This is a genomic window from Cupriavidus sp. 21MJTG02-4 (assembly GCF_057798975.1).
The window spans coordinates 306,108-315,034 of record NZ_JBYOJP010000008.1 but is presented as its reverse complement, the minus strand read 5'-3'; the positions used below and the strand labels follow the sequence as shown (position 1 = coordinate 315,034).

Annotated in this window: 10 protein-coding genes; 4 read left to right on the top strand and 6 right to left on the bottom strand. The window is 65.4% G+C overall.

Translation table 11 applies throughout. From position 1 onward, the window contains the following. Nucleotides 1-211 (bottom strand): 3-hydroxyacyl-CoA dehydrogenase NAD-binding domain-containing protein (locus tag AC3FKH_RS18560; RefSeq protein ID WP_488677288.1); only part of this gene is annotated, 211 nt, incomplete at its 3' end. 184 nt (nt 212-395) lie between these two features. Between AC3FKH_RS18560 and AC3FKH_RS18555 the strand changes: the two genes are divergently transcribed. After that, nucleotides 396-1,037, top strand: coding sequence for a glutathione S-transferase (locus AC3FKH_RS18555; RefSeq protein ID WP_488677287.1), 642 nt, complete (start codon nt 396-398; stop codon nt 1,035-1,037). Nucleotides 1,038-1,108: 71 nt separating this feature from the next. Here AC3FKH_RS18555 and AC3FKH_RS18550 read toward each other — a convergent pair whose 3' ends face one another. Both AC3FKH_RS18550 and AC3FKH_RS18545 read right to left on the bottom strand, forming a co-directional pair. Continuing rightward, nucleotides 1,109-2,281 (bottom strand): pyridoxal phosphate-dependent aminotransferase, encoded by a 1,173-nt coding sequence (locus AC3FKH_RS18550; protein ID WP_488677286.1) that lies wholly within the window; start codon nt 2,279-2,281, stop codon nt 1,109-1,111. 91 nt (nt 2,282-2,372) lie between these two features. Beyond that, nucleotides 2,373-2,897 carry a putative toxin-antitoxin system toxin component, PIN family gene (locus AC3FKH_RS18545; RefSeq protein ID WP_488677285.1) on the bottom strand — a complete coding sequence of 175 codons (525 nt, stop codon included), beginning with the start codon at nt 2,895-2,897 and terminating at the stop codon, nt 2,373-2,375. Between the two features lie 39 nt (nt 2,898-2,936). Here AC3FKH_RS18545 and yaaA point away from each other — a divergent pair, with 39 nt between their 5' ends. Together yaaA and AC3FKH_RS18535 are read left to right on the top strand one after the other, a co-directional pair. Continuing rightward, nucleotides 2,937-3,722 carry a peroxide stress protein YaaA gene (yaaA, locus tag AC3FKH_RS18540; protein WP_488677284.1) on the top strand — a complete coding sequence of 262 codons (786 nt, stop codon included), beginning with the start codon at nt 2,937-2,939 and terminating at the stop codon, nt 3,720-3,722. A 23-nt stretch (nt 3,723-3,745) separates the two neighbouring features. Continuing rightward, entirely contained in the window at nt 3,746-4,888 is a 1,143-nt protein-coding gene (locus AC3FKH_RS18535) for a M14 family metallopeptidase (protein WP_488677283.1), read from the top strand. Nucleotides 4,889-4,956: 68 nt separating this feature from the next. Here AC3FKH_RS18535 and AC3FKH_RS18530 read toward each other — a convergent pair whose 3' ends face one another. The 3 genes from AC3FKH_RS18530 to AC3FKH_RS18520 form a co-directional block, all read right to left on the bottom strand. After that, entirely contained in the window at nt 4,957-5,757 is an 801-nt protein-coding gene (locus AC3FKH_RS18530; protein WP_488677282.1) for a BspC domain-containing protein, read from the bottom strand. 204 nt (nt 5,758-5,961) lie between these two features. Beyond that, a complete protein-coding gene (locus AC3FKH_RS18525) occupies nt 5,962-6,852 on the bottom strand; it encodes an N-formylglutamate amidohydrolase (protein WP_488677281.1) in 891 nt (296 codons plus the stop codon). Nucleotides 6,853-6,865: 13 nt separating this feature from the next. Continuing rightward, nucleotides 6,866-7,852 (bottom strand): tripartite tricarboxylate transporter substrate binding protein BugE, encoded by a 987-nt coding sequence (locus tag AC3FKH_RS18520; RefSeq protein ID WP_488677280.1) that lies wholly within the window; start codon nt 7,850-7,852, stop codon nt 6,866-6,868. Nucleotides 7,853-7,980: 128 nt separating this feature from the next. On the opposite strand from AC3FKH_RS18520, the gene AC3FKH_RS18515 reads away from it, so the two are divergent. After that, on the top strand, nt 7,981-8,883 hold the full coding sequence (locus AC3FKH_RS18515; protein WP_488677279.1) for a LysR substrate-binding domain-containing protein: 903 nt from the start codon (nt 7,981-7,983) through the stop codon (nt 8,881-8,883). The last annotated feature ends 44 nt before the right edge of the window (nt 8,884-8,927 follow it).

The following is an 8,927-nucleotide window of genomic DNA, read 5'->3' as shown; positions in this document are numbered from 1 at the left end:
GCGTGGCCTCGGCGTCGGCAGCAGAGATCTTGCCCTTGTCAGCCAGCTTGCCGAGCGTATCCTGCAGATACTTGCGCGCCGCTTCCACCGCTTGCGGGTTGGCGTCGTACAGATTGACGGTCAGGCCTGCCTGCGCCGCGATCTGCGCGATGCCGCGGCCCATGGCGCCGGTGCCGACGATGCCCAGCGTCTCGATGGTGAAAGTGCTCATATTGCGTCCCTGAAGTTGTGGTTAAATTAGCACGATCGTACGTTTTATGCACCTTTCCGGAAATAGCCGGAACGCGGGCAGCGTGCGCTGATCGGCCAGTCCGGCGGCATCGGAGGACCGGGATGGTTCACAATCGCTGCGGGCTTTGCGCCCGCAAGCGTGATTCCAACAGGAGAGAGACGACATGCTGAAACTTTGCGGGTTTGCCGCCAGCAACTACTACAACAAGGTCAAGCTGGCACTGCTGGAAAAGAATGTGCCGTTCGAGGAAGTCCTGGCATGGATCGGCGAGACCGACCTGGCGGCCACGCCGGCGGGCAAGGTGCCCTACATGATTACCGAATCGGGCTCGCTGTGCGAGTCGGAGGTGATCAACGAATACCTGGAAGCCGCCTATCCGCAAACGCCGCTGCTGCCGCGCGATCCGCTGCAGGCCGGCAAGGTACGCGAGATCGTCACTTTCCTTGAGTTGTACCTGGAACTGACCGCGCGCGAGCTGTATCCGGAAGCGTTCTTCGGCGGCAAGGTCAGCGATAACGTGAAGGAGCGCCAGCTCAAGCTGCTGACGCGCTATATCCCGGCGTTTGCCAAGCTGGCGAAGTTCTCGCCCTTTATCGCGGGCGATACCTTCACGCTGGCCGATTGCGCCGCCGCGGTCCACCTGCCGCTGGTGTCGTCGTGCACCAAGATCATCTACGGCAAGGACCTGCTGGCCGACCTGCCGGTCAAGGACTACCTGAAGACGTTGTCGGAGCGCCCGTCGGTGCAGAAGGTCAATGCCGACCGCAAGGCGAACACCGAGCTGATGATGAGCCGGAACAAGTAAGCACGGCCATTGCGCCAAAAGCAAAACGCCCGCGGCATGCCGCGGGCGTCTCTGTCTCTGCTGTACGGCTCTCAGAGCTTCGCCAGCCGCTCCAGCGCCAGTGCCAGCGTCTCTTCCTTCTTGGCATAGCAGAAGCGCACCACGCCCGATTCACGCGGCTGCGTGTAGAAGGCCGAGACCGGGATTGCCGCCACGCCAATCTCGCGCGTCAGCCACATCGAGAAATCCGCTTCGCTCAGGTCCGAGATCGCGGAGTAATCCACGCACTGGAAGTACGTGCCTTCGGAAGGCAGCAACTTGAAGCGCGTGTTGGCCAGCCCCGCGCGGAAGTAGTCGCGCTTGGCCTGGTAAAAGGCAGACAGTTCCAGGTACGGCGCCGGGTCGGTCATGTAGTCGGCCAGGCCATGCTGCACCGGCGTATTCACGGTGAACACATTGAACTGGTGGACCTTGCGGAATTCCGCCGACAGCGCCGCCGGCGCGGCCACGTAGCCGACCTTCCAGCCGGTCACATGGTAGGTCTTGCCGAAGCTCGACACCACGAAGCTGCGCCGCGCCAGTTCCGGATGACGCGAGACCGAGGCGTGCGGCTGGCCGTCATAGACCATGTGCTCGTAGACCTCGTCCGACAGCAGCAGGATGTCGGTGCCGGCCAGCAGTTGCGCCAGCTTTTCCATGTCGGCGGCGCGCCAGATCGTCCCGGTCGGGTTGTGCGGCGTGTTGATGAGGATCATCCGCGTGCGCGGGGTGATGGCTGCCGCCAGGCGGTCGAATGGCACGCGAAACGACGGTGCCTCCAGCGTGACGGGCACGGCGGTCGCGCCGGCCAGCTCGATGGCAGGCAGGTAGCTGTCGTAGCACGGCTCCAGCACGATCACCTCGTCGCCAGGATGCACCGCGCACAGGATGGCCGTGAGGATGCCCTGCGTGGCGCCGGCCGTGACGGTGATCTCGCTTTCCCAGCTGTAGCGATGGCCGTACAGCGTCGCGATCTTGTCGGCAATGGCCTGGCGCAGGCGCGGCACGCCTGCCATCGGCGGGTACTGGTTGTGGCCGGCGCGCATGGCGTCGGTCACGGCATCGACGATGCGCGGATCGCAATCGAAATCCGGAAATCCTTGTCCCAGGTTGACAGCGTTCTTCTCGGCGGCCAGCGCCGACATCACGGTGAAGATCGTGGTGCCGACCGAGGGCAGGCGCGATGCGGGCGGCGTCAGTGGGGCGAGGGTGGAGTCTGCGGACATGGGCTGCAACGTTGGAGTGCGATGACGGAAAACGGCTTGCCGGACCAGGCTATAGCGGCAACAGCGGCCATTCTAAAGGGATTCGGGGCGATCAGGCTGCAGCGGCCAGCGCGGCCAGCCACTGGCCGAACGCGGGCGGCGTCATCACTTCCACGCCGCTGGAGCGGCGCAGGCGACTTCGGAGCTTGAGCACGGCCTTGTCCTTCGAAACCAGGCAGGCGGCCCGCGAGAAGTGCGCGAGTTCGACGAACTTCTGGTCGTCGGTGTCCTTGCAGCGCGGCAGCCGGATGGCGTCGGCGTCTTCCTGCGCGGGCAGCGGCTCCAGCGTGCTGAAGTGGTCCACCACCGCGAGCGCCGCGTCGATATCGACGGCAAAGCGCGCGAATTGCGGATAGGCCAGCACACGGCGCAGTTCTTCGCGGCAGTCGGCGCGGATCACCGGGGCGATAGTGCCGGCTTCCAGTGCCGCGCGGATCGGCGTGCAGTGCGGGTCGCCGAACACCAGCAGGTCGACCCAGATATTGGAATCCAGCACCACGCGCGGGGCAGGGCTGGCAGCGGATGTGATGTCGGCGAGGCTGGGCGCGGAGGTGTCACCGGAAGTCGGGTTGGTCATTCGCTACAATCTTGGCTTTGTGTTTCCCGCGATTTTGCCATGCTCATCGTCCTGTCTCCCGCGAAGTCCCTGGACTACGAGACGCCCGCGCGCATCAAGACCCATACGCTGCCCCGTTTCATCGACCGTTCCGCCGTGCTGATCGAGCGCCTGCGCAAGCTCGCGCCGCAGGATGTCGGCGCGCTGATGGACATTTCGGACAAGCTCGCGGTGCTCAACGTCACGCGCTACGCGGACTGGTCCGAGTCGTTCACCGCCGCCAACAGCAAGCAGGCGGTGCTGGCCTTCAACGGCGACGTGTACGACGGCTTCGATGCGAAGAGCCTGTCGGCCGATGACCTCGGCTTCGCGCAGAAGCATGTGCGCATCCTGTCCGGCCTGTACGGCGTGCTGCGTCCGCTGGACCGGATGCAGCCTTACCGCCTCGAGATGGGCACGCGCCTCGATAACGCCGCGGGCAAGGACCTCTATGCGTTCTGGGGCGACGATGTCACGCAGCTGCTCAACGGCGACATGGCCGCACTCAAGCACGAGGGCGCACCCACGCTGGTCAACCTGGCGTCGGAAGAATATTTCAAGGTGGTGCGCCCGAAGGTGCTGAATGCGCGCATCATCACGCCGGTGTTCGAGGACTGGAAGGGCGGCCGCTACAAGATCATCTCGTTCCACGCCAAGCGCGCGCGCGGCACCATGGCACGCTATGCGGTCACGCATCGCGTCACGGAGCCGGCCGCGCTCAAGCGCTTTGCCGAAGACGGCTATGCGTTCGATGCCACCGCTTCCGACGACGGCCGCTGGGTGTTCCGCCGCCGACTCGAAGACTGAACCTATCCACGGAGCCGCCCGTCATGCCTTCCGCCCTGCATATCTCGACCCACTTTGATTCCGGCGCGATCGAAGTCGAAGCGCTCGATCATGCCGACGACATCCGCCTGCGCATCCGCGCCGATTCCCACGCGGAATTCCGCCAGTGGTTCCACTTTCGCCTTCAGGGTGCGGCGGGGCAGCCGTGCCGGCTGCAGTTTCTGAATGCCGGCGAGTGCACCTATCCGGATGGCTGGCGCGATTACCGTGCGGTGGCATCGTATGACCGCGCCAACTGGTTCCGCGTGCCGACGCGCTACGACGGACAGGTGCTCACCGTCGAATTCACGCCCGAGCATGACAGCGTGTGGCTGGCGTACTTCGAGCCCTATCCGGAAGAGCGGCACCTGTCGCTGCTGGCGACGTGCCAGCGCTCGCCGCTGGCGAAGTTGTCGCACCTCGGCAGCACCGTCGATGGCCGCGACCTGACCCGCGTCACCGTGGGCCAGCCGGGCCCCGGCAAGAAGACCATCTGGATGATCGCGCGCCAGCATCCGGGCGAAAGCATGGCCGAGTGGTTCTGCGAAGGCGTGCTGCAGCGCCTGACGGGCAGCGGTATGTGGGCGCACGACCCGGTCGCGCGCCGCCTGCTCGAACGAGCCGTGTTCCATATCGTGCCGAACATGAACCCGGATGGCTCGGCGCGCGGCAACCTGCGCACCAACGCCGCCGGCGCCAACCTGAACCGCGAATGGATGACGCCGAGCCCTGACACGAGCCCGGAAGTCTGGCATGTGCGCCGCGCGATCGAAGCGACCGGCTGCGATCTGTTCTTCGACATCCACGGCGACGAGGGCCTGCCCTACAACTTCGTCGCGGGCAGCGAGATGCTGCCGAGCTTCACCGAGAAGCAGCGCGGCGAGCAGGCGCGTTTCATCGAAGCCTTCAAGCGCGTCACGCCCGACTTCCAGGACGTGCACGGCTATGCGGCCAGCAAGTACAACGCCGACGCGCTCAAGCTGGCGTCCAAGTACATCGGCCACACCTTCGGCTGCCTGTCGCTGACGCTCGAAATGCCGTTCAAGGACAATGCCGACCTGCCCGATGCCGCGGTTGGCTGGAATGGCGCGCGCAGCGCGCTGCTGGGCACGGCGATGCTGGAGGCTGTGCTGGAGTTCCTGGGCTGAGACTGCCGCAGCGAGCACAAGAGGCCCGCCATCATGGCGGGCCTTTTTGCATCGGCTTTTTCCGTCGGCTAGTGCTTCTTCTTGCTCGTGCTCTTGCCGGACGAATTCGACGAAGAGGAAGATGCCTTCGCCGAAGACTTGCCGGACGCGCTGCTCTTGGTCGATGCCGTTGACGAGCCCTTCGACTTGCCCTTCGCGCCCTTGTGGCTCTTGCTGGACGACGCATGGCGGGAAGTCTGCACGGCCGGTGCCGCAGCGGGTTCCGAGATCGTGGCGCCGCTGCTGTCCAGCAATTCATAGGCCAGCATCATGCCATCGTCATAGCCGCAGCGGACCTTGACCTGCTGCCATGGCTCCTCGCCGCGGCGCTTGTGGGCCAGGGCGGAGAATGTCACCACGGAGTTGACCGGCACGGCCTGCTTGCCTGGCGAGAAGCGTCCGTTCCACGGTTCCACCGTGGCCTGGCCGCTGGCGAGCGCGCCCGTGGGGATCTTGAGCGCATCGTAGGTGGCCGAGCGCGGCACGACCCAGCTGGCATGCGCGGCGCAGTCGGCGACGTCGCTGGTGGCGCTCTCCGTCTTCATCAGCTGCTCGCGCATCTTCGCGCGGTATTCGGCAAGGCTGACGCGGCCACGGTCGGGCAGGGTGATGGTCTTGGTCGGTTCGGTTGCGGCGGCAGTGGCGGGCGCTGCCGGGGCAGCGGGCGCGGCGGCGGGGCGGGCGGGTGCCGCGGCGGCCGTGGACTGGCTGGCGGCATCGGTGCCATCAGCTGGCATATTGGCGCAGCCCGCCAGCACCAACGCACCGGTGACTGCGGCGGCCAGCATGCTGAGGCGGCTGCCGATCAGTTTGGAAATTCGTCGGATCACGGTGTCTGTCTTGCCATTCCGGCAAGCGTGGGTTCGCAAAGGATTGCCATGATAGAGGAAACCTATCTTGGGAAGTTCCTAAACTTTGTTACCCATTCTTGTTATGCACCAATCATTGCGTGGCTTTATCAGAAAGCCCGTACGTTGTGCAACTGTGATGAACCCGGATGCAGCGTGCTGCATCCGGGCATCTTGCGCCGCGGCTCAGGGCAGGGCGCGGGCAGGCATGGACCGCGTGAACTTCAGCAGGTCGTCGAGCATGGCGTTCAGGTTGTGCCGCAGCTTGGCAAAGCCCGCCGTATGGGTCAGCCCGGCTTCGTCCATGTAGAGCTTGCGGTTGATCTCGAGCTGCAGGCTGTGGCGGCCAGTCTGCGGCTGCCCCACCACGCGCACGATTTCCACGCCCTTGTACGGGTGGTTGCGCCAGACGTCATAGCCCATGTCCTTGAGCACGCCTTCGACACGGTCGGTGAAGCGCTTGTCGCAGGTGGTGCCGTCACGGTCGCCGATCACGAAATCGGGATGCTGCAGCCCTGGAAACTCGGTGGCATATTGCGCCGCCTGGCTCGGCATCGAATGGCAGTTGATGTGCCATGCCGCCCCGTGCGCGGCCACGGCATGATCAGCCAGCTTCTGCAGTTGCGCGTAGTAGGGCAGGTAGCAGCGGTTGATGCGCGCCTGCACTTCTTCCACGCTCAGCTTGCGGTCGTAGATCGCCTCGCCGGTGTCGAGCACGCGCCAGACCAGGCCCTTGCCGAGACGGGTCTTGGCCGTGACCTGCTTCGCGCCGGGCCACGGCGCGTCGAGCAGGGCTTCGTCGATTTCCTCGAGCCCGCGGTTGGCGTCCAGGTAGCTGCGCGGAAAGCCCGCGCACAGCAGCGGAATGCCGCGTGCCGGCGCACCCGCGTAGAGTTCGTCGACAAAGGTGTCTTCGGCCTGCCGCAGCAGCGGCAAGGGCAGGCTTGCATCCGGGCGGAAGTCCGTGGGATAGACAGTGGCGCTGTGCGGCGAATCAAGGAACAGCGCGCTCGCCGGGCCTTCCGGCTGGTAAAGCTGGTACGGACTGTCCGCGGTATTTCGGTCTGCTTCGGTCATGGTGCGGCGGCAATCAGTCGAGGGAGATCTTGGCCGCGGCGGCCACGCGCTTGTTCTTGGCCACTTCGCTCTTGATCTGCGCGGCAAACTGCGCAGGCGAGTTGCCCACCGGCGTGGCGCCCAGCTTTTCCAGTTTAGCCTTCACCTCGGGCAACGCCAGCACCTTGATCGCTGCCGCGTTCAGCTTGCCCTGCAGCTCGGCCGGCAGGTTCGCCGGGGCGATCAGGCCGAACCACGCGGCGTCGTTCACTTCGGGCAGGCCCAGTTCGGCGAAGGTCGGCACATTCGGCAGTGCCGCCACGCGCTTGGGCGCGGCCACGGCCAGTGCGCGCAGCTTGCCCCCTTCGATAAACGGCAGCGACGACGGCAGGTTGTCGAACAGCACCTGGACCTGGCCGGCCAGCGCGTCGTTCAGCGCGGGGCCCACGCCCTTGTAAGGCACGTGCAGCAGTTCGGTCTTGCTGCTCATCTTGAATAGCTCGCCCATCATGTGCGAGACGCTGCCATTGCCGGCCGAGCCATAGGCCAGCTTGTTCGGCTGCGAGTGCGCCAGCGCGATGAACGACTTCATGTCGGTGGCCTTCACCGACGGATGGATGCTCATCACGTTGGGCACGGAGGCCAGGTTCGTGATGGTCGTGAAGTCCTTGGTGGCGTCATAGGACAGCCGTGGGTACACGGCCGGGTTGATGCCGTGCGTCGAAGCCGTGGCGATGCCGAGCGTATAGCCGTCCGGCGCGGCCTTGGCCAGGTAGGCGGTGCCGATGCTGCCGCCCGCGCCACCGCGGTTGTCCACCACGACGGCCTGGCCGAGCTGCTGGCCCAGCTTGTCGGCGACGATGCGCGCCACGATATCGGTCGTGCCGCCGGCCGGGAAGGGCACCACCAGCGTGATCGGCTTGTTCGGGTAGTGGTTCTGGGCGGCGGCGGGCAGCGCGGCGCAGGCGGCAAAAGCGGCCGAGGCCGCGACGAGAACGCGGAAGACTTGTCGACGTTGCATGGTGATTGGGAAGAAGGGAGCGAGTGGGAGAAAAGCGGTTTCCCCGATTCTGCTCGCGCCAGCAAGCCCTCGGCAAACGAATTAAAATCGCACGGTCATTCCATTTGGTCGTGAAGTTGAGGTGATGTATGCGGCGTATGATGCCGTCGATGACTGAGTTGCAGGCGTTTGAGGCGGCTGCCCGCCACAACAGTTTTACTGCCGCGGCCCGGGACCTGCATGTGACGCAGGGGGCGGTCAGCAAGCAGGTGCGCAGCCTGGAATCCATGCTCGGCGTGGAACTGTTTGAACGGGTGCGGCAGCGCCTGGAGCTGACTCCGGCCGGGGCGCGCTATCTGGAACGCATCCGCCCGACGCTTGACGAGATCGAGGCGGCCACGGTCGAGGCAGCGGGCCGCGAACAGCAGGCCGGAACGCTGCATATCGCCAGCATGCCGACGCTTGGGGCCAAGTGGCTGATCCCGCGGCTGCCACAGTTCTTCGCGCGCCATCCCGAAGTGAAGCTGGAGTTCATCCCGCACGCACAGGGTTACGTATTTGCGGAGCCCGAACTGGACGCAGCGATCCGCTTCGGCGTGGGTGTGTGGCCGGGCAGCGTGGCGGACTATATGATCGGCCGCGAAATCGTGCCCGTGTGCCGGCCCGGCTTGCTCGGCGAACCACCGCACGACGCAGCGGGGTTGCCGGAGTTCCTGTTGCAGTATCCCCTGTTGCACCACACCACGGTGCCGGAAGCGTGGCCCGACTGGTTCGCGGAACTTGGTGTGCCGCCGCGCGATGCGTGGGCCGGGGCGCGCTTCGACCAGTTCTCGCTGCTGACGCAGGCGGCGCTGTCGGGTCTTGGCATCGCGCTGATTCCCCGTTGCCTGATCGAGGAAGAACTGGCCAACGGCGCGCTGGTGGTCGCGCATCCGGCGCGCGTGCTCAGCAACAAGGGCTATTACCTGTGCTATCCCGAGCATAAGCAGCATCTGCCAGCGCTGCAGACCTTCCGTGCCTGGCTGATGGAGGGCACCGACGCGAGCGGCTGACTGCGGGCGGAAATGGAAAAGAGGCGCTGTGCCGCGCCTCTTTT

What these genes read in the sequence shown, in the direction of transcription:
- AC3FKH_RS18555 (WP_488677287.1), top strand. Translation starts at nt 396, where the DNA reads ATGCTGAAACTTTGCGGGTTTGCCGCCAGCAACTACTACAACAAGGTC.
- yaaA (WP_488677284.1), top strand. Translation starts at nt 2,937, where the DNA reads ATGCTCATCGTCCTGTCTCCCGCGAAGTCCCTGGACTACGAGACGCCC.
- AC3FKH_RS18520 (WP_488677280.1), bottom strand. Translation starts at nt 7,852, where the DNA reads ATGCAACGTCGACAAGTCTTCCGCGTTCTCGTCGCGGCCTCGGCCGCT.
- AC3FKH_RS18550 (WP_488677286.1), bottom strand. Translation starts at nt 2,281, where the DNA reads ATGTCCGCAGACTCCACCCTCGCCCCACTGACGCCGCCCGCATCGCGC.
- AC3FKH_RS18535 (WP_488677283.1), top strand. Translation starts at nt 3,746, where the DNA reads ATGCCTTCCGCCCTGCATATCTCGACCCACTTTGATTCCGGCGCGATC.
- AC3FKH_RS18515 (WP_488677279.1), top strand. Translation starts at nt 7,981, where the DNA reads ATGCGGCGTATGATGCCGTCGATGACTGAGTTGCAGGCGTTTGAGGCG.
- AC3FKH_RS18545 (WP_488677285.1), bottom strand. Translation starts at nt 2,897, where the DNA reads ATGACCAACCCGACTTCCGGTGACACCTCCGCGCCCAGCCTCGCCGAC.
- AC3FKH_RS18525 (WP_488677281.1), bottom strand. Translation starts at nt 6,852, where the DNA reads ATGACCGAAGCAGACCGAAATACCGCGGACAGTCCGTACCAGCTTTAC.